Here is an 18,086-nt window from a genome sequence, read left to right on the forward strand (position 1 = left end):
CCGTTCTTGTGATGCAGGTGCAGGAAATCCTAGGGGAACGGCTGTAAAGACGGTGTCAGATATTCATGTGGCGAAGCTAAAGTTGTGTATCGATGACCGTTTGCGCGAGGCAAGGACGGGTGCGGCCGGATGCGGTGCGGGGCAGCGCCGGCGAACAACCCGCTGACACCCGCGTTGCGGGCACGTATGCGGCACGCGACACGCCATTCGCGCGGTCGCGGACCCGATCCGTCCCCCAACTTCCGCACCATTCGTCCGCCACAGGGCAAAATACGGGTTTTCCGCACCCCGCGAGGGGGCCCAGATTCATGCTCCGGGCGGCGGCCGTGCGCATTTCGCGCGCCGGCGCCCGGCGCCCAGGCACGATTGCTCGCCGCGCGCGAGCCCACAGGAGTCCAAGCCACATGCCCGAATCCAACCTGTCCTTCTTCGGCCGGCTGTCGCTTGCCGTCGGCACGTTCTTCTCCGTGCTCGGCAACCGCGAGTTCGCCGCCGGCGTGCTGCGCGTGCGCGACGGCGCGCCCGTCGCCGCGCAACCGGCCCCGGCCGCCGCGCCCGCGCCCGCGCCGACGCCGGTCCCGGCCGCCGCGCCGGTGAAAGCGCCCGCGCCCGAGCTGCGCGAAGCGAGCCCGCAGGCCGCGCTGCAACTGCTCGGCCTGCTGCAGCGCGACGCGCGCTTCATCGATTTCGTCGAGGAAGACATCGCCGGCTACGCGGACGCCGACATCGGCGCGGCCGCGCGCCTCGTGCACGACGGCTGCCGCGCCGCGCTGCGCGAGCACTTCACGATCGTGCCGGTGCGCGACGAGGCCGAAGGCAGCCGCGTGACGCTGCCCGCCGGGTTCGACGCGACGGCCGTGCGCGTGACCGGCAACGTGGTCGGCGCGGCGCCGTTCAGCGGCACCGTCAGCCATCGCGGCTGGCGCGTCGCCGACGTGCGCCTGCCGAAGCTGACCGGCAGCCACGACGCCTCCGTGATCGCCCCGGCGGAGGTGGAACTGTGAGCGATTCCCGTTATTCGATCGGCATCGACCTCGGCACGACCCACTGCGCGCTGTCGTACGTCGACACGGCGGCCAGCGACGGCGAGACGATCGCGCAGCAGGTGCTGCCGATCGCGCAGCTGACCGCGCCCGGCGCGCTCGAATCGCGCGACCTGCTGCCGTCGTTCCTCTACCTGCCGCATGAAAGCGAGCTGACGCAAGGCGACCTGACGCTGCCGTGGACCACGTCGCGCAACTTCGCGGTCGGCGAGATGGCGCGCAGCCGCGGCGCCGGCACGCCGATCCGCCTCGTGTCGAGCGCGAAGAGCTGGCTGTGCCATCCGGGCGTCGACCGCCGCGCGGCGATCCTGCCGAGCGATGCGCCGCCCGAGGTGGCGCGCGTGTCGCCGCTCGAAAGCTCGATCCGCTACCTGACGCACCTGCGCGAAGCGTGGGACCACGCGCATCCGGACGCGCCGTTCGCGGACCAGGACGTGACGGTCACGATCCCCGCGTCGTTCGACCCGGCCGCGCGCGAGCTGACGGCCGAGGCCGCACGGGCCGCCGGCTATGCGCGGATGACGCTGCTCGAGGAGCCGCAGGCGGCGCTCTACAGCTGGATCCAGAAGAGCGCGGGCGGCTGGCGCAAGCAGGTGCAGGTCGGCGACCTGATCCTGTGCGTCGACGTCGGCGGCGGCACGACCGACCTGTCGCTGATCGCGGTCGTCGAGCGTGAAGGCAATCTCGAGCTGCATCGCGTCGCGGTCGGCGAGCACATCCTGCTCGGCGGCGACAACATGGACCTCGCACTCGCGCACGTCGTCGCGCGCAAGCTCGCGACGCAGGGCACGCAGGCCGATCCGTGGCAGCTGCGCGCGCTCACGTACGCGTGCCGCGCCGCGAAGGAGACGCTGCTGTCCGACCCGTCGACCGACGCGGTGCCGCTCGTGGTGCCGAGCCGCGGCTCGAAGCTGATCGGCGGCTCGATCCGCACCGAGCTGACCCGCGCGGAACTCACGCAGACGATCCTCGAAGGCTTCTTCCCGCAGGTCGACGCGGCCGCGCGCCCGATCAGCCGCGCGCGCGTCGGCCTCACGCAGCTCGGCCTGCCGTATGCGCAGGACGCAGGCATCACGCGCCACCTCGCGGCGTTCCTCGGCCGCCAGGTCGCGGCGCTCGACACGCTCGAAGGCGTGCAGCGCACGCTGCCGGCGGGCGCGACGTTCCTGCATCCGACGGCGGTGCTGTTCAACGGCGGCGTGTTCAAGTCGACGCTGCTGACGCAGCGCGTGCTCGATACGCTCAACAGCTGGCTTGCGGCCGAAGGCGCGCCGCCGGCGCGCCTGCTCGAAGGCGCGGACCTCGACCTCGCGGTCGCGCGCGGCGCGGCGTACTACGGCTACGTGAAGCGCGGCCGCGGCGTGCGGATTCGCGGCGGCACGGCGCGCGCGTACTACGTCGCGATCGAATCGGCGATGCCGGCGGTGCCGGGGCTCGAGCCGCCGGTGCAGGCGTTGTGCGTCGCGCCGTTCGGCATGGAGGAAGGCACCAGCGCGGCGCTGCCGCCGCAGGAGTTCGGCCTCGTCGTCGGCGAGCCCGTGCATTTCCGCTTCTTCGGCTCGTCGGTGCGCCGCCAGGACCAGGTCGGCACGCTGCTCGACTACTGGTCGCCGGAGGAGCTGCAGGAACTCGACGAGATCCAGGCGACGCTGCCGGCCGACGGCCGCACGGTCGGCGAGATCGTGCCCGTGAAGCTGCACGCGCGCGTGACCGAGGCCGGCACGCTCGAACTCGAGGCGATCCCGAGCGGCACCGACGAGCGCTGGAAGGTCGAGTTCGACGTGCGCGGCGCGGCCTGAGCGCGATGAAGCGCTATACGGTCGGCATCGACCTCGGCACGAGCAATACGGTCGTCGCTTACGTCGAGAACGGGTCGGATGCGATCCGCGTGTTCGACGTCGAGCAGCTCGTCGGCCCCGGCGAGGTCGGCGCGCAGCCGCTGCTGCCGTCGGTGCGTTATCACCCGGCGGCGGGCGAGCTCGCGCCGGACAGCCTGCGGCTGCCGTGGCAGCCGGCTGTTGCGGCAAACGCGGCCGGCGCACCGCCGGCCGTGATCGGCCGCTACGCGCGCATGCTCGGCGCGCAGGTGCCGGGCCGGCTCGTCGCCAGCGCGAAAAGCTGGCTGTCGCACGCGTCGGTCGACCGGCTCGCGCCGATCCTGCCGTGGGGCGCGACTGACGGCGTCGACAAGGTGTCGCCGGTCGACGCGAGCGCGAGCTATCTCGCGCACGTGCGCGACGCATGGGACGCGCATTTCCCCGCTGCGCCGCTCGCCGCGCAGGACGTGATCCTCACGGTGCCCGCATCGTTCGACGACGGCGCGCGCGCGCTGACGCTCGAGGCCGCGCGTCTCGCGCGGCTGCCGGCGCTGCGGCTGCTCGAAGAACCGCAGGCCGCGTTCTACGACTGGCTGTACCGCCACCGCGCGTCGCTGCGCGACACGCTTGCCGGCGCGCGGCGCGTGCTGATCTGCGACGTCGGCGGCGGCACGACCGACCTCACGCTGGTCGACGTCGCGCTCGGCGACGACGGCGAGCCCGCGCTCACGCGGATCGGCGTCGGCAATCACCTGATGCTCGGCGGCGACAACATGGACCTCGCGCTCGCGCGGCTCGTCGAGACGCGCCTGACCGAGCCCGGCGCGCGGCTGTCGGCCGCGAGCCTGTCGCAGCTCGTCGAGCGCTGCCGCGCGGCGAAGGAGCGCCTGCTCGGCGACGATGCGCCCGACGCGGTCACGGTCACGCTGCTCGGCGCGGGCAGCCGCCTGATCGGCGGCGCGCGCTCGGCGGAGCTGACGCGGCAGGAGGTCGAGCAGATCGTCGTCGACGGGTTCTTCCCGCAGGTGGCGGCCGACGAGCTGCCGCGCCGCGCGCGCGGCGCGATCGTCGAGTTCGGCCTGCCGTACGCGAGCGACGCGGCCGTCACGCGGCACGTCGCCGCGTTTCTTGCGCGGCACGCGGAAGGCCCGCTGCCCGACACGCTGCTGCTCAACGGCGGCGTGTTCCGCGCGGGCGCGCTCGCCGGCCGTCTCGCGCAGACGCTCGGCGCGTGGCGCGGCCAGCCGCTCAACGTCTTGCAGAACACGCAGCCGGACATCGCGGTCGCGCGCGGCGCGGTCGCGTACGGTCTCGCGCGCGCGGGGCACGCGCCGCGCATCGGCGGCGGCTCGCCGCGCAGCTACTTCCTCGTGCTCGACGACGGCGGGTCGGAAGAGCGCGGCGTCTGCCTGCTGCCGCGCGGCGCCGAAGAGGGCCACGAGATCCGTCTGGAAGACCGCACGTTCGCGTTGCAGCTTGGGGCGCCGGTGCGTTTCCACCTCGTGTCGACGGTCGCCGACACGGCGTACCGGCCCGGCGATCTGGTCACGCTCGACGACGGCGATTTCGTCCGGCTGCCGCCGATCGCGACGGTGGTCGGGCGGCAGGATGCGCGCGACGCGCGCGAGACGCCGGTGAAGCTCACGGCGTCGCTGACCGAAGTCGGCACGCTCGAAATGCACTGCATCGCGACGGATGACGCGGCGCAGCGCTGGCGGCTCGAATTTCAATTGCGCGGCGACGCGGCGACTCGAGGCGACACGGATATGTCCGCGCGGCATCCCCGACTCGATCAGGCGATCGAACTGATCGACCGCTCGTTCGGCGGCCGCTCGGCGGACGTCACGCCGAAGGACACGCGCCGGCTGCGCGCGCAGCTCGAGCAACTGCTCGGCCCGCGTGACGAGTGGGACGTCGCGCTCGCGCGCGAGCTGTTCGATGCGCTGCTCGCGCGGGCGCGCCGGCGGCGGCGTTCGGCCGATCACGAACGCGCGTGGCTGAACCTCGCCGGCTACTGCGTGCGCCCGGGCGTCGGCCATCCGCTCGATGCATGGCGCATCGAGCAGCTGTGGCCGCTGTTCGACGACGGCATCCAGTACGTGAACGACGGGCAGGTCTGGTCGGAGTGGTGGACGCTGTGGCGGCGCGCGGCGGGCGGGCTCGACGAGGATGCGCAGACGCAGATCCGCGACGCGATCGCGTTTCTCGAGCCGGCCGACGGCAAGCGGCGCAAGCTGCCGTTCGATCCGGCCAAGGTCGGCCCGGCCGACATGACGCGCCTGTCCGCGTCGCTCGAGCGGCTGCCGGTCGAACGCAAGATCGAGCTCGCCGAGCGGCTGATCGCATTGCTGCAGAAGCCGTCCGACAGCGCGCTCGGTGCGTGGGCGCTCGGCCGCGTCGGCGCGCGCGAGCCGTTCTACGGCAGCGCGCATGGCGTCGTGCCGGCCGATGTCGCCGGCCGCCTGCTCGACGCGCTGTTCGCGCTCGACTGGAAACAGGTCGAGCCGGCCGCGTTTGCGGCCGCGCAGATTGCGCGGATGACGGGCGACCGCTCGCGCGACCTGCCGCCCGACGTGCGCGACGCGGTGATCCGGCGGCTCGCGTCGGCGAACGCGTCGGCGAAGTGGATCGACATGGTGCGCGAGGTGGTTGCGTTCGACGTCGACGACACGGTGCGGGTGTTCGGCGAGTCGTTGCCGGCGGGGTTGAAGCTGATCGGGGAATGACGGGCGTTCAGGTGCCCGAATGAATCCTCGATTGAAACCACGGGAACGTGCGGCGGCGTAGTGCCGCGTCGTACGTTGCCCGTTCCCTGTCCGCATCGCCCATCAACGGGATTGCTTTCGGCGCGTTCGGGCCGATCTCGCAACGCGTGTCGTGTCCCGCGCGTTGACCTTCGACTTCAACGAAACATCAGCCCAGCCGGCGCGCCAGATGAATCCCCGCCAGCATGCAGCGCACCGACCCACCGGCCAGCTCGATCGTTGGCACGTCGAGCGGCAGCAGTTGCGCCGAGCGTTCGATTGTCGTGCGCTGGTCAGGCGTCAGGCAATCGAACGCCCGCCGCGACAGCGCAAGCACGCGTCCGTCGCGTCCGGACAGTTCGAGCGCATTGCCGGCGAAGTCCGCGATCTGCGACGGTTCGAGCGCGACCACCGTGCGGCCCGTCTCGGCCAGCCGGCGCCGGATCTCGTCGCGGCGGGCCGGATCGCGGATCAGGTCGAGCCCGACCATCGCGAACTCCGTCGCGACGCTCATCATCACGTTCGTGTGATAGATCGGCCGGCCGTCCGCGTCGGCCGTGTCGAAGCAGATCGGCTCGAAGTTGAAGTGCGTGCAGAAGCGTTCGAGCGCGACCGGATCGGCGCGGCGCGAGCGCGCCGTGTACGCGATGCGCGCGACGTGGTCGAGCACCATCGCGCCGGTGCCTTCGAGGAACACGTCGTCGTATTCGAGGCCCGAGTAGTCGATCACGTCCTGCACGCGGTATTCCGTCTTCAGCATCTCGATCACGTCCGCGCGCCGCTCGCGGCGGCGGTTCGGACACGTCATCGGATACAGCGCGACGTGGCCGCCCGGATGCGTCGAGAACCAGTTGTTCGGGAACACGGAATCCGGCGTGTCGTGCTCGCCGTGGTCGTCGAACACGTGCACGCGCACGCCGGCATCGGCGAGCCGCTGCGCGGCGGCGCCGACTTCGTCGCGCGCGGCGGCGGACACCGCGCGCGCGTCGCGGTCGCCGCCTGCGGCGGCGCTGCGCTGGAACGCGTTGTCGGCGGAGGTTTGCGGGTTCGGCTGGAAATGGTGCGGCCGGATCATCACGACGGCGGCCGGCGCCTGAATCGATACGAGGTTCATCGCAAGCGGGGGAAAGGCAAAGGGCGGTGCGGCGTGCCGGCCGCACCGGCTCGGGTCAGCGCGCGAACGCGGCGACGGCGTCGGCGACGAAGGCCGCGTGGCGCTGCGCGATCGCGGACGGATCGTCGATCAGCGCGAACAGGTTCTTCGGATCGACGGCCGGCGGGATCAGCGCGATCTCGACGCCCGCGTTGTGCTGCTGCGCGAGCGAATGCAGGTAGCGCAGCGCGGAATAGTCTTCCAGCGCGAAGCCGACCGAGTCGAACACGGTGATCTGGCCGGCGCTGTCGCGGCCGGTGGTCTCGCCCTGCAGCACGCGCCACAGCTCGGTGACCGGGAAGTCGGCCGGCAGCTGCTGGATGTCGCCCTCGACGCGCGACTGCGGCTCGAATTCGACGAACACGCGGCCCGCGCGCAGCACGTCCGCATGCAGCTCGGTCTTGCCCGGGCAATCGCCGCCCACCGCGTTCAGGTGCATGCCCGCCTCGATCATGTCGGGGGTGATGATCGTCGCGTACGCCTTGTCGGCGGTGACGGTCGTCACGATGTCCGCGCCGCGCACGGCGTCGGCGGTCGACGCGGCGCGCACGATGCGCAGCGCCGGGTACGCGGCGAGATTGCGCACGAGCTTGTCGGTTGCGTGGGGATCGACGTCGAACACGCGGATTTCGTCGATGCCGAGCAGCGTATGGAACGCGATCGCCTGGAATTCGCTCTGCGCGCCGTTGCCGATCAGCGCCATCGTGCGCGCGTCCGGCCGCGCGAGCGCCTTCGCGGCCAGCACCGACGTCGCGGCGGTGCGCAGCGCGGTCGTCAGCGTGAGCTCGGCGAGCAGCAGCGGGTAGCCGGTGTCGACCTCCGCGAGCGCGCCGAACGCCATTACCGTGTGCATCCCGCGCGCCGCGTTGACGGGGTGGCCGTTCACGTACTTGAACGCGAACAGCGACGCGTTGGCGACCGGCATCAGCTCGATCACGCCGTCGCGCGAATGGCAGGCGACGCGCGGCGACTTGTCGAAGTCGGCCCAGCGCAGGAAGTCGGCGCGCAGCGTGTCGACGAGCTCGTTCAGGAAGCGCGTGACGCCGGTCCGGGCGATCAGCCGGGCGGTGGCGGGAACGTCGAGGAAGCGGGTCATGGGTCTGTCTCCTTGAATAATTGGGCCGCGGCGTGACGGGCCGCTCGATGAAGACATTATTTCCGGGAGGCCAGCCAACAAAAAGCCAGCAAAAGTGGCAGATTCATCGATAAACTTGGCACATTGCCAGCCAGATAGAGCAATCTGACCAGTTCCCGCTGGTCAATCGGGGCGGCGCGCGGCAGGCTTGCGGCTGGCTCACATCCGGAACGAAAGGCACACCCAATGATTACGCTGGACGACGTCGACCGTCAGCTCATTGCACTGTTGCGCGACAACGCGCGGCTGTCCGTCGTCGCGCTCGCGAAGCAGCTGCGCGTCGCGCGCGCGACCGTGCAGAACCGGCTGATGCGGATGGAGAAGCACGGGGTGATCGTCGGTTACACGGTGCGGCTGAAGCCCGCGGCCGAACGCCACCGGATCCGCGCGCTGATGTCGATCGCGGTGCAGGGCAACCGCGCGGCGGAAGTGATCAAGGTGCTGCGCGGGCATCCGAGCGTCGCGACGATTCATAGCACCAATGGGCGCTGGGATCTGATCGCGGAGCTGCATGCGGATTCGCTCGAGAACTTCGATCGCGTGCTCGGGGCGATCCGGCTGATCGACGGGATCGCGAATTCGGAGACGAGCATCCTGCTGTCGACGCACAAGGCGTGACGCGCGCGAGGGTGGGGGCGAAACCGGCGCCGGTCAGTCGAATGCGTCGATACGCGCACGCCACGCGCTTTGCGCGAACGATTCCGTCAGAAAATCGATGAACGCTCGGACCTTCGGCGGCGTGAGCCGTGCGTGCGCGTTTTTCCTTGGCACCGGCCAGGCCGGCGTTTTCCTATGCCGTTCGCTCGATCGCGAACAGGCGTTCGAGCACCTCGTCCAGACTGCGAAGAATCTCGAACGCGCCCTTCGTGAGTATCCGCTGATTCGGCCTCTCGGCCTTTTCACCTTGTGCGTTTCCACGTGTATGACGCGCAAGCCTGAGATTGGTAAGGTCCGGCAGTCGCTGGCCGGGCTCCGAGCCAAACCAGCGGTACTCTTTTATTTCAAGATCGTCCGTAACACCGAGCCAGATCACGCATCCGCTTGGGCTAGTCGCTAGCCGCCGGTTGACGGTGATGTTCCCACGCGAGCCATCGACCAATGATGCTTTGAACTGGACGTGCCGCATCACGTCGCCGCAGCACATGACTAGGTCATAGCCGCTTGCGTCGAACTCCGCACGCAGGACCTCCACGTCCGTCACGCCGAGCTGCCAAAGACGCCGCATCGCGTCGCCTATGAACACGTGCTCGACGATTCGCTCCCGGAGAACCGAATGTGTAGCATGCCTCCCTCTAAATGCGTCAACGTTTAACGATTTGGCTTCCAATCCCGCCCTCGCTTTTCAGAGTTGTCTGATTCTCAGCTCGCGATCCATCACATACGATGCTTTGGGTCTGCGTCATACCTTGCCCCCCGCTGTACTTGCCCCGAGCCGCAGCGGGGTCCTTTCCTTACGCCGGTCCAGCCGAGTTTTCCGATCAATCGAGTGGGATAGCCGGCGCCAACCCGAAACTGGCGCGTCGGCGATTCGCGTTGTCCAGGATTGCCTGGAATTCGCTTGCTCGGTCGGCGCTGACTTCAATGCGGCCATCCGCGCCAATCAACCTGACAGACCTACCGCGCGAAAGAAACACACGCATGTTGCTCAGAACGCTTACGAGCGGACTCGTGCTCTGCTCCCGACACAAGCGGTCCCACTCCGTTGCGCTTACGTAAAGGTTGTCATCCTCGATATAGATCGGTGATGGGTTGCCCTCCGGCAAGCCGTCGAATTTGTTGTCTTGCGCTTGAATAGTCATAGTGTTTTTTCTTGGCACCGGCCAGGCTGGCGTTATCCGATATAAATTTCGCGACCAGAGGCATTCTGTTGTTAATCAGGCCCGGTATCGTCGACTGAAGCGCACATCGTTGACGAATTTTTTGCGCAGCACGACGAAAACCCACACAAATACCGCCACGAATGCCAGAACAGAAGCCGCTCCCAACGATCGCGGCAAAATCCGCTGCACGAGAAAGCCAGCAAAGAGAGCTGCAATCAGAGCGAGGCCGGCTGCCCCAAGCGGGTTCCCATATTTCACCTCCGCCTTGCAACCAATGCACACCGATGCTCCGTACGACACCTTGCTGTGGCAATGAGGGCAGGTGACCCTGTTCGCGGTGCCCGCGCGGTGCTTGACGGTGAACTCTCTTTCTCTCATTTTGCTTTCCCCGACCTACTAGGCCAATCGCCCTACGACCTGAAAACCTTCCACTCGGCATACAAGAGCTTTGCGGGCGTAATCGCCGCGACGCCACTCTCCCGGCATGCAGTGACTACGTCATCATATTCGTCCAGCAGCAAGTCCACGACGATGCTAGGACAACCATGTACATTCTGCAGGTTCTCGGCAACGAGGAAACGGTAGCGGTCCGGCGAAAACGGCGTCTGCGACACGTTCTTCTCCTTCGTTATATGCAAGCCCGACGACCCGGCTGGCGTGGGGCGCTCACGCGCCAATTTTTCCGATTCAACACTTGAGGTTGTTCCACGTCCGTACTAGTGCCGCCAAAAGATCGTCGTCCGACACTCCGTCACGGCGCATCAATTCGGGTCCCTTAAATCCGCACTTCACGTGCTGAACGTACCCTGTGCCCGCATGGATAAACACCCCAATTTCGGTTTCACCGCCGCAGCCCGGGCATGGGCCGATCGCTGGCTCGCTTCTCATACGCTGCTTTCCTAAGTCAGCCGCGGTTCGTGAGGGCGCGTTCGATCTTCTTGTCCGTCTTGTACTGGCTCAGGGCATAGACAGACCAAATTGCGGCTGGAATCCACCCGATCAGTGTGATCTGAAGCAGCAGGCAGATGATTCCTGCAAAAGGCCGGCCGATTGTGAAGAACTGGAGCCACGGCAGAATCAGGGCAAGCAAAAGGCGCATTTTGGTCCTCGTGTAGTTATAACCGTTGTTATCGAGTCAGCTACAGGCCGACTTGCCGGGCACTCGAGTGCCGGGTACTTCCCGTTTATCGGCTCGCGCCGTGATTACTTGATCAAGTGCATGCCAGCGACCTTCGAAGCGGTCACGTCGAAAGTAGCTGTGTACTCGCACTCGGCCACATGCCCCGACCGCTCGATCAGGCAATCCGCGAAATCCGCCTTCGCAGACGCGACGAAAACGCGAAGGGCTTTTCGCACCGTGTCAGCACCTTCAACGACCAGTTCTTTGGTGCCGATCATGGAGTCGATGATGTCATTCATCTGTTCGCGCTCGACGCCATAGCAGCGTGCGAGCACCCAGACGACCTCGACCAAGGCGACCTGCGAAACATACCCCGGCCGTTCGGCCGACAGGGACTCCATCAGCGCCGTCGCCTTCTTCGACTGCACGGCGTCGTCCTGTGCGAAGTAACGGACCAGCACGTTCGTATCCAGTCCGATCATCGCGCGGATGCCCCCTGCTCCGCGATGGCCCGGTTCATGTCCTCGATCGACACGGGTTTCGCGGGCTTCTTCACGATGCCCTTGAGGGACGCCAGCGGGCGCGTGGCCGGGTAAACCTCATACCGGCCGGTTGTCTCGTTGAGGCTGAATTCGATCCGGTCGCCAGCCTGCAGACCAAGTTGATTGCGCACGTCCACGGGGATCGTGACCTGGCCCTTTGAAGTGATAGTTGCTGCTGTCATGATGACACCTCCAATATTCCTTACTTTAAGGTAAGGAATATTGGGGCGCAAGGGCAGAATGGGTGTTCGACACGCGAATCGACACTTTCAAATCACCCGTCTTACGATCGCTGACAGGCGCACTGGATCGCCATCGATGAGGTTCTTAACGGCAGACAGGCTCGAAACTCCGATCAGTTCCTGGATGAGTTTCAACGAGCGACCGTCACGAGGGAGGCGGACAGCGAATGTGCGTCGCGCGGCCGACGCGTTGCCGCCCTCGATGCCTGCTTGCTGATGTAGGCGCCGGACAATTTCCGTCAGGGTTTCGCACGAATAGCTCACCGCGCCGCTGCCTGTTACGCGCCGCGTGAAGGTGAACGGTTCGCCGTCGCTCGCCCTGAATGGCGGTCCCCGCGGGTCCAGCCCTCGATACGCTGCCGGAGTGATCGTGACGCCATGTCGTGCCACGAGCCGGTACGCAAGGTAGTCGTCAATCGCCTGGCAAGTCCTAGTGTTCGCCCGCACCAACGGTCGAACCTTGCCGTTGAAGGCAATTTCGGCGCGCACAGCTGACTCGACGCGCACCGCTCCGTTCGCCTCCAGGTAATCCGAAACAAGCAGCTTTGCCGCCTCGTTCGGCATCAGGCCTGTACCGTAGAAAAGGAGCAGAAGCGCCACGTCGCGAACGGGACTTTGTCCCGTCACAGCGAGCGGCTACTTTGAGCGCGTGTCGAAGCTGATGGGGCTCTATAACTGGTGGCTTTGCCATGGCATAACTCCGAGAATTGAGTGCTGAATTCTCAGTCATTACGAGGAAGTTTGCCCGCGCCGACACGCAAACACGGCGGACAGCCGTAACACTCCTCACTTCCTCGGAAAAATCGGCGCAGCCATATCCGCGCGCAGGACCGTTGCGTCGCAGCATTCATCAACCGCGAAATGCGGATACGCTGTCTTATCAGGAGACACATCATGCCCAACCCCATCCTCGTAACCGGCGCGACCGGCACGATCGGCCGCGAACTCGTCGCGCAACTGAAAGCGACGGGCGCGCACGTGATCGCCGGTTCGGCGAGCGGCAAGGCGGTCGAAGGCGTCGAAACCCGCCATGCCGATTTCGCCGACACTGCGAACCTCGCGAGCGCGTTCGACGGCATCGACACGCTGTTCCTGCTGCTGCCGCTGCAGGCCGACATGGTGACGCTCGCGGGCAACGCGGTCGCCGCGGCCAAGGCGGCCGGGGTCCGACACATCGTCCGCTCGTCGGGCGCGGGCGCCGATCCGGCGAGCATGGTCGCGATCGCGCGCGTGCAGGGCGAAATCGACCGGATCGTGACGGAAGCGGGGATCGCGTACACGATCACCCGACCGAACTGCTTCATGCAGAACTTCGTGACCTTCTATGCGGACATGATCCGCGCGGGCGCGCTGTATCTCCCGCAGGGCGACGGCAAGGTGTCGTTCGTCGACGTGCGCGATATCGCGGCCGTCAACGCGGCGATCCTGCAGCGCCCGGCCGAACATGCCGGCAGGACTTACGACCTGACCGGCGGCGAAGCGCTGTCGAACGCCGACGTGACGGCGCGCGTCGGCGCGGCGCTCGGGCGCAAGGTCGACTATGTGGCGGTGTCGGATGAGGCGGCAATCGCGTCGATGCGCGACGCGGGCGTGGATGCGTGGTCGATCGACACGCTGATGAGCCTGAGCAGGCTGATCGCGGCCGGCCATGCGGCGGCGGTGAGCGCCGACGTGCAAACGCTGCTGGGACGGGCGCCGGTTTCGTTCGAGCGGTTTGTCGAGGATTACGCCGGGCGTTGGCGGTGAGCGGGGGCTGACGACGCCCGGCCCGAGGATGGCGGGCGGTTGGGCCGGCGCGTCGCGGCGTCAGGCCCTCGGGCGATCGCGCGTCATGGCGGGATCGGGTTGGCCCGCGACGCGCTGCGAGCGCGGAAACGTCAGCACCACCGCAAACCCGCCCGCCGGCGGAAACGCGAACCCGACCCGCCCGCCATGCGCCTTCATCACTTCCTGCACGATCGCGAGGCCGAGCCCCGAACCCGTGCGCCGTTCGCTGCCGTCCGGCGCGATCCGCACGAACGGCTGCAATGCCGCGTCCCAGTGCTCGCGCGGAATGCCGCGGCCGTTGTCGGTGACGGTCAATGTCACCGCATCGCCGGCGGTGGTGACCGACACCGCGATGTCGTCCGCATGGCCGTGCAGCAACGCATTGTGCAGCACGTTCGACAGCGCTTCCTGCAGGCTGATCGCGTCGCCGTCGATCCACGCCTGCGGCGCATCGCTGTCGAACGCGACCGCCACGTCGCGCGCGTCGGCGAGCGGGATCGTGCGGCCGAGCACTTCCTTGGCAATCCCGACCAGTTCGACCGGCTGCAGCGGCACGACCTCGGTGCGATGGATCACCATCGCGTGATTCAGCAGCTGGCCGGTCAGCCGGCCGACGTCGGCGCAGGTTGCGCGCAGCGCGTCGAGCCGCGCCGCGTGGCGCGCCGGATCGGTTTCGCTGCCGAGCAGCTCGATCTGCGCATCGAGCCGCGCGAGCGGCGTGCGCATCTGGTGCGCGGCGTCGGCGATGAAGCGCTGCATCGCCGCGATCCGCTCGGCGAGACGGCGCATCAGCCCATTGATCGCGCCGATGATCGCGTCGATCTCGCTCGGCGTGTCGACGGCCACCGGCCGCAGGTCGGCGGGATCGCGCGCGGCGATGATCGTCTCGATCTGCGCGAGCGGGCGCAGGCCGCGCCGGATCGCGAGGCCGCTCGCGCCGATCGCGAGCACGCTCATCAGCAGGATCAGCGTCCACACCTTGAAGCTCATGTCGTTCGTCAGCTGCTGGCGCGCGTTCGTCGTCTGCGCGACGGTGACGAGCGCCCAGCCGGGCGTGCGCTCCTCGGGCATGTAGCGCGCGATGGTCGCCATCCGGATGCGCTGGCGCTGGTACGCGCCGTTCGCGAACGCGGGGCCCTGCTGCGCGGCGGCGAGGGTCGCGGGGCTCGCGAGATCGTTGTAGCCGGCCACGACGACGCCGCGCGAATCGACGACCTTGTAGTAGACGAGGTCGTAGCGCGACAGCGTCGACAGCGCGGCGACCGGCGGATTCAGCGCGAGCACGCCGCCCTGCACGTAGAGGTCTTCCGCGACCTGGATCGCGGCGCCGGCGAGCAACTGATCGTACGCGCGCTCGGCGGCGACGCCCGCGTAATAGCGCGCGATCGCGGCAAGCGCGAGCGCGCCCGACGCGACGACGAGCGCGATGAACAGCAGCGTGCGCCCGAACAGCGTCTTCGGAAACCAGTCAATGCGCGGCAATCTGGTACCCCATCCCGCGCGCGGTGCGGATCTCGACCGAGCTGCCCTGCAGCTTCCTGCGCACGCGCGTCACGTATTGCTCGACCGCGTTCGCGGTCGGCTCGTTGCCGAAGCTGAACAGCTGGTTCAGCAGCTCTTCCTTCGAAAAGATCCGCTGCGGCCGGCTCGCGAGAATCTCGAGCAGCGCGAACTCCTGGCGCGACAGCGACAGCGGCTTGCCGTCGAGTTCGGCGAGGCGGCTGCTGCGGTCGATCGCGAGGCCGCTGAGCGTCAGCACGTCGTTCGCATGGCCGCTGTTGCGGCGCAGGAGCGCCTGCACGCGCGCGTCCAGTTCGCGATAGTCGAACGGCTTCACGAGGTAGTCGTCCGCGCCGAGCCCGAGGCCGCTCACGCGGTCGTCGATCGCCGAGCGCGCGGTGACGAGCAGCACCGGCGTCGTGCTGCCCGACGCGCGCAGGTGGCGCAGGATCGCGAAGCCGTCCATCGCGGGCAGCATCACGTCGAGCACGACGAGATCGAAGCGCTCGACGCGCAGCAGGCTGTCCGCCGTCGCGCCGTCGGTTTCGAGGTCCACCGCGTGGCCGAGCCGCGTCAGGCGGCTGCGGATCGCCGCACCGATTTCGGCGTCGTCCTCTACGACGAGAATGCGCATGTTGCCGTCCTGCCGATTCACTGGGTTACGGGTATTCCCGGGGAGGGGATGTCAGCATTTTCTCAGACTCGCTCGATACTCTGTGCACAGCCGGAGATTGCAGAGACGGCATTAATACCAGAGGAGACGGCAACATGCAGCAGGCAACGAGCGAAGCGGGAGCGCGCGCATGACGCCGTCGCTGCGTCGCCGCGCATTCGTCGCCGCCGGGCTCGGCGCGGCGCTCGCGCCGTCGCTCGTGCTGCCGAAGCCGCGCACGGTGCGGATCTCGAAAGGCTACGGCGTGCTGTACCTGCCGCTGCTCGTGATGGAGCGGCAGCGGCTGTTCGAGCGGCACGCGGCGCGCCACGGCGTGCGCGACGTCAGCGTCGACTGGGTGCTGCTCGACGGCGGCAACTCGGTCAACGACGCGATGATGGCCGGCACGCTCGACTTCGCGGGCGCCGGCGCACCGGGCTTCATCGAGCTGTGGGCGCGGGCGCGCGGGATTCCCAACGTCGAGGTGATCGGCATCAGCGGGCTGTCGACGACGTCGCTGTCGCTGAACGCGAACCGGCCCGGGCTCGCGTCGCTGCGCGACTTCACTTCGTCAGACCGGATCGCGGTGCCGGGCATCCGCACGTCGCTGTCGGCGGTCGTGCTGCAGATGGTGGCGGGCAAGCTGCTGGGCCAGAAACATTTCGCGCAGCTCGATTCGATCACCGTGAACCTGCCGCATCCGCAGGCGATGCAGGCGCTGATCCGGCACGAGAACGGCGTCACCGCGCACTTCACGTCGCCGCCGTTCTCGACGCTCGAACTCCGGCAGCCGGGCATCCATCGCGTCGTCAGCTCGATCGACGTGCTTGGCCCGCTGACGCTCGACGTCGTGTTCGCGCCGAAGCGGCTCGTCGACGCGGAACCCGCGCTTGCCGCCGCGTTCCTCGGCGCGCTCGACGACGCGAACCGGCTGATCGCGCAGGACCCGCGCGCGGCGGCGGCGATCTACGCGTCGGCGTCGGGCGTCGGCGTGTCGCACGACGACGTGATGCAGATGCTCGCCGCGCCCGAGACGCGTTTTTCGGTGCGGCCGAACCAGCTGATGGACTACGTCGATTTTCTCTACATGGCCGGCACGATCAAGGCGAAGCCGCGCACGTGGCAGGAGATGTTCGCGCCGATGCTCGACGGCTTCCGGTCGTCGTAGGCGCACCCCCCCCAACACACAACCGATACCCCGGAGGAGCACGCAGTGAACGCCACCGAAACCCTGGACCTCGCGTTAGCCGAGGAGCGGCACGTCATGTCGAAGATGGCGCGGCGCCTGCTGCCCATCCTCGTCGTGATGTTCCTGATCGCGTTCATCGACCGGCAGAACGTCGGCTTCGCGAAGCTGCAGATGGTGCACAGCCTCGGAATGACGGAGGCCGCGTTCGGTCTTGCGTCGTCGCTGTTCTTCATCGGCTACCTGCTGTTCGAGGTGCCGAGCACGCTCGCGCTGCATCGCTACGGCGCGCGCGTGTGGCTCGCGCGCATCATGCTGACGTGGGGGCTGATCACGGTGGCGATGGGCTTCACGACGTCGATGCCGGTGTTCTGCGGGCTGCGCTTCGCGCTCGGCATCGCCGAGGCGGGCTTTTATCCGGGCGTCATCTATTACCTGACGCTGTGGTTTCCGCAGAGCTATCGCGCGAAGGTGCTCGGCATCTTCACGCTCGGCAGCGCGCTCGCGAACATGCTCGGCTCGCTGGTCGGCGGCTGGCTGCTGAGCCTGAACGGCGTGTGGGGGCTCGCGGGCTGGCAGTGGGTGTTCGTCGCGACGGGCATCCCGGCGGTGGCGGTCGCGATCGTCGTGTTTCGCGTGCTGCCCGCGTCGTATCGCGACGCGCGCTTCCTCGACGCGCGCGAGAAGCAGGTCGTCGCTGCCGCGCTCGAACGCGAGAAGCCCGCGCAGGCCGAGCACGGGCAGCCGTGGAAGGCGCTGCTCGATCCGCGCGTGATGCTGTTCGCGGCCACCTACATGCTGATGTCGACGTCGCTGTACGGCGTCACGTACTGGCTGCCGACGCTCGTGAAGTCGTTCGGCGTGTCGAGCGGCGTGAACGGTTTCCTCAGCATGCTGCCGTGGGCGCTCGCGGTGCTGCTGCTGCTCTGGCTGCCGGCGAAGCTGCGCCGCGCGAAGAGCATCCTGCGCACGATCGCGATCGTCGCGGCGCTCGGCGCGCTCGGCTTCCTGCTGAGCCTCGTGCTGCCGTCGACGCCGCTGCGCTTCGTCGCGCTCGTGCTCGGCGGCGCGTGCATCCCGCTGCTGTATCCGTGCTTCTGGTCGATGCCGCCGCGCTACTTCACCGGCGCGCGCGCGGCGGCGAGCGTCGCGGCGATCAACTCGATCGGCAACCTCGGCGGCTTCTTCAGCCAGAACCTGATGCCGTTCGCGGGCAAGGTGACGGGCACCGCGTTCGGGCCGATGATCGTGCCGATCGTGTGCCTCGCGCTGCTCGGGATCGGCGCGCTGGTCGCGTGGACGCGCTCGGAGCGCGGGATGGTCGCGGCGCAGGCGTGAGCGCGCGGGGCGGGGTCAACGCAGCAC

The 18,086-nt window shown here is 68.0% G+C and carries 19 protein-coding genes; 7 read left to right on the forward strand and 12 right to left on the reverse strand.

Going from position 1 to position 18,086, the window contains the following annotated elements; genetic code table 11:
• Window positions 1-404: 404 nt before the first annotated feature.
• The 3 genes from B7P44_RS20605 to B7P44_RS20615 are packed head-to-tail and all read left to right on the forward strand — an operon-like array spanning window position 405 to window position 5,586.
• Window positions 405-1,004 (forward strand): DUF2760 domain-containing protein, encoded by a 600-nt coding sequence (locus tag B7P44_RS20605; protein ID WP_084907784.1) that lies wholly within the window; start codon window positions 405-407, stop codon window positions 1,002-1,004.
• On the forward strand, window positions 1,001-2,842 hold the full coding sequence (locus tag B7P44_RS20610; RefSeq protein WP_084907786.1) for an Hsp70 family protein: 1,842 nt from the start codon (window positions 1,001-1,003) through the stop codon (window positions 2,840-2,842). Before B7P44_RS20605 ends, B7P44_RS20610 begins: the two co-directional genes overlap by 4 nt.
• Window positions 2,843-2,847: 5 nt before the next feature.
• A complete protein-coding gene (locus B7P44_RS20615; RefSeq protein WP_084907789.1) occupies window positions 2,848-5,586 on the forward strand; it encodes an Hsp70 family protein in 2,739 nt (912 codons plus the stop codon).
• A gap of 187 nt (window positions 5,587-5,773) precedes the next feature.
• Here B7P44_RS20615 and ctlX read toward each other — a convergent pair whose 3' ends face one another.
• On the reverse strand, window positions 5,774-6,718 hold the full coding sequence (gene ctlX / locus B7P44_RS20620) for a citrulline utilization hydrolase CtlX (protein WP_084907791.1): 945 nt from the start codon (window positions 6,716-6,718) through the stop codon (window positions 5,774-5,776).
• Window positions 6,719-6,773: 55 nt separating this feature from the next.
• A complete protein-coding gene (locus B7P44_RS20625; RefSeq protein ID WP_084907793.1) occupies window positions 6,774-7,853 on the reverse strand; it encodes an ornithine cyclodeaminase in 1,080 nt (359 codons plus the stop codon).
• Between the two features lie 225 nt (window positions 7,854-8,078).
• Here B7P44_RS20625 and B7P44_RS20630 point away from each other — a divergent pair, with 225 nt between their 5' ends.
• Window positions 8,079-8,510 carry an Lrp/AsnC family transcriptional regulator gene (locus B7P44_RS20630; protein ID WP_084907795.1) on the forward strand — a complete coding sequence of 144 codons (432 nt, stop codon included), beginning with the start codon at window positions 8,079-8,081 and terminating at the stop codon, window positions 8,508-8,510.
• A 172-nt stretch (window positions 8,511-8,682) separates the two neighbouring features.
• Here B7P44_RS20630 and B7P44_RS20635 read toward each other — a convergent pair whose 3' ends face one another.
• The 8 genes from B7P44_RS20635 to B7P44_RS20665 all read right to left on the reverse strand — a co-directional run bounded on the left by B7P44_RS20635 (window position 8,683) and on the right by B7P44_RS20665 (window position 12,216).
• Window positions 8,683-9,117, reverse strand: a complete 435-nt coding sequence (locus tag B7P44_RS20635; protein ID WP_231716794.1) for a hypothetical protein — start codon at window positions 9,115-9,117, stop codon at window positions 8,683-8,685.
• Between the two features lie 253 nt (window positions 9,118-9,370).
• Window positions 9,371-9,691, reverse strand: a complete 321-nt coding sequence (locus B7P44_RS20640; protein ID WP_084907799.1) for a hypothetical protein — start codon at window positions 9,689-9,691, stop codon at window positions 9,371-9,373.
• 75 nt (window positions 9,692-9,766) lie between these two features.
• Complete coding sequence (locus tag B7P44_RS36510; protein ID WP_133117859.1) at window positions 9,767-10,090, reverse strand: hypothetical protein; 324 nt, start codon at window positions 10,088-10,090, stop codon at window positions 9,767-9,769.
• 32 nt (window positions 10,091-10,122) lie between these two features.
• Window positions 10,123-10,326: a hypothetical protein gene (locus tag B7P44_RS20645; RefSeq protein WP_133117860.1), complete on the reverse strand. Its 204-nt coding sequence runs from the start codon at window positions 10,324-10,326 to the stop codon at window positions 10,123-10,125.
• Between the two features lie 290 nt (window positions 10,327-10,616).
• Entirely contained in the window at window positions 10,617-10,811 is a 195-nt protein-coding gene (locus tag B7P44_RS20650) for a YqaE/Pmp3 family membrane protein (RefSeq protein ID WP_084907802.1), read from the reverse strand.
• Between the two features lie 104 nt (window positions 10,812-10,915).
• Window positions 10,916-11,314: a type II toxin-antitoxin system VapC family toxin gene (locus tag B7P44_RS20655; protein WP_084907803.1), complete on the reverse strand. Its 399-nt coding sequence runs from the start codon at window positions 11,312-11,314 to the stop codon at window positions 10,916-10,918.
• Window positions 11,311-11,556, reverse strand: a complete 246-nt coding sequence (locus B7P44_RS20660) for an AbrB/MazE/SpoVT family DNA-binding domain-containing protein (RefSeq protein ID WP_084907804.1) — start codon at window positions 11,554-11,556, stop codon at window positions 11,311-11,313. Before B7P44_RS20660 ends, B7P44_RS20655 begins: the two co-directional genes overlap by 4 nt.
• Window positions 11,557-11,643: 87 nt before the next feature.
• The gene (locus B7P44_RS20665) at window positions 11,644-12,216 is read right to left on the reverse strand and encodes a tyrosine-type recombinase/integrase (protein WP_231716795.1); all 573 of its coding nucleotides are present in this window, start codon (window positions 12,214-12,216) and stop codon (window positions 11,644-11,646) included.
• A gap of 294 nt (window positions 12,217-12,510) precedes the next feature.
• Between B7P44_RS20665 and B7P44_RS20670 the strand changes: the two genes are divergently transcribed.
• Entirely contained in the window at window positions 12,511-13,362 is an 852-nt protein-coding gene (locus B7P44_RS20670) for an SDR family oxidoreductase (protein ID WP_084907805.1), read from the forward strand.
• A 60-nt stretch (window positions 13,363-13,422) separates the two neighbouring features.
• Here the strand turns inward: B7P44_RS20670 and B7P44_RS20675 are convergent, their stop codons facing one another.
• The gene (locus B7P44_RS20675; protein WP_084907806.1) at window positions 13,423-14,865 is read right to left on the reverse strand and encodes a sensor histidine kinase; all 1,443 of its coding nucleotides are present in this window, start codon (window positions 14,863-14,865) and stop codon (window positions 13,423-13,425) included.
• Entirely contained in the window at window positions 14,852-15,517 is a 666-nt protein-coding gene (locus B7P44_RS20680; RefSeq protein WP_084909935.1) for a response regulator transcription factor, read from the reverse strand. The genes B7P44_RS20675 and B7P44_RS20680 overlap by 14 nt, the downstream gene beginning before the upstream one ends.
• A 169-nt stretch (window positions 15,518-15,686) precedes the next feature.
• Here B7P44_RS20680 and B7P44_RS20685 point away from each other — a divergent pair, with 169 nt between their 5' ends.
• Together B7P44_RS20685 and B7P44_RS20690 are read left to right on the forward strand one after the other, a co-directional pair.
• Window positions 15,687-16,703 carry an ABC transporter substrate-binding protein gene (locus B7P44_RS20685; protein WP_084907807.1) on the forward strand — a complete coding sequence of 339 codons (1,017 nt, stop codon included), beginning with the start codon at window positions 15,687-15,689 and terminating at the stop codon, window positions 16,701-16,703.
• 45 nt (window positions 16,704-16,748) lie between these two features.
• Entirely contained in the window at window positions 16,749-18,059 is a 1,311-nt protein-coding gene (locus B7P44_RS20690) for an MFS transporter (RefSeq protein WP_084907808.1), read from the forward strand.
• The last annotated feature ends 27 nt before the right edge of the window (window positions 18,060-18,086 follow it).

Source organism: Burkholderia ubonensis subsp. mesacidophila (assembly GCF_002097715.1).
In the GTDB taxonomy this organism is placed as follows: domain Bacteria; phylum Pseudomonadota; class Gammaproteobacteria; order Burkholderiales; family Burkholderiaceae; genus Burkholderia; species Burkholderia mesacidophila.

What these genes read in the sequence shown, in the direction of transcription:
- B7P44_RS20605 (WP_084907784.1), top strand. Translation starts at nt 405, where the DNA reads ATGCCCGAATCCAACCTGTCCTTCTTCGGCCGGCTGTCGCTTGCCGTC.
- B7P44_RS20615 (WP_084907789.1), top strand. Translation starts at nt 2,848, where the DNA reads ATGAAGCGCTATACGGTCGGCATCGACCTCGGCACGAGCAATACGGTC.
- ctlX (WP_084907791.1), bottom strand. Translation starts at nt 6,718, where the DNA reads ATGAACCTCGTATCGATTCAGGCGCCGGCCGCCGTCGTGATGATCCGG.
- B7P44_RS20625 (WP_084907793.1), bottom strand. Translation starts at nt 7,853, where the DNA reads ATGACCCGCTTCCTCGACGTTCCCGCCACCGCCCGGCTGATCGCCCGG.
- B7P44_RS20630 (WP_084907795.1), top strand. Translation starts at nt 8,079, where the DNA reads ATGATTACGCTGGACGACGTCGACCGTCAGCTCATTGCACTGTTGCGC.
- B7P44_RS20635 (WP_231716794.1), bottom strand. Translation starts at nt 9,117, where the DNA reads ATGCGGCGTCTTTGGCAGCTCGGCGTGACGGACGTGGAGGTCCTGCGT.
- B7P44_RS20640 (WP_084907799.1), bottom strand. Translation starts at nt 9,691, where the DNA reads ATGACTATTCAAGCGCAAGACAACAAATTCGACGGCTTGCCGGAGGGC.
- B7P44_RS36510 (WP_133117859.1), bottom strand. Translation starts at nt 10,090, where the DNA reads ATGAGAGAAAGAGAGTTCACCGTCAAGCACCGCGCGGGCACCGCGAAC.
- B7P44_RS20650 (WP_084907802.1), bottom strand. Translation starts at nt 10,811, where the DNA reads ATGCGCCTTTTGCTTGCCCTGATTCTGCCGTGGCTCCAGTTCTTCACA.
- B7P44_RS20655 (WP_084907803.1), bottom strand. Translation starts at nt 11,314, where the DNA reads ATGATCGGACTGGATACGAACGTGCTGGTCCGTTACTTCGCACAGGAC.
- B7P44_RS20660 (WP_084907804.1), bottom strand. Translation starts at nt 11,556, where the DNA reads ATGACAGCAGCAACTATCACTTCAAAGGGCCAGGTCACGATCCCCGTG.
- B7P44_RS20670 (WP_084907805.1), top strand. Translation starts at nt 12,511, where the DNA reads ATGCCCAACCCCATCCTCGTAACCGGCGCGACCGGCACGATCGGCCGC.
- B7P44_RS20680 (WP_084909935.1), bottom strand. Translation starts at nt 15,517, where the DNA reads ATGCGCATTCTCGTCGTAGAGGACGACGCCGAAATCGGTGCGGCGATC.
- B7P44_RS20685 (WP_084907807.1), top strand. Translation starts at nt 15,687, where the DNA reads ATGACGCCGTCGCTGCGTCGCCGCGCATTCGTCGCCGCCGGGCTCGGC.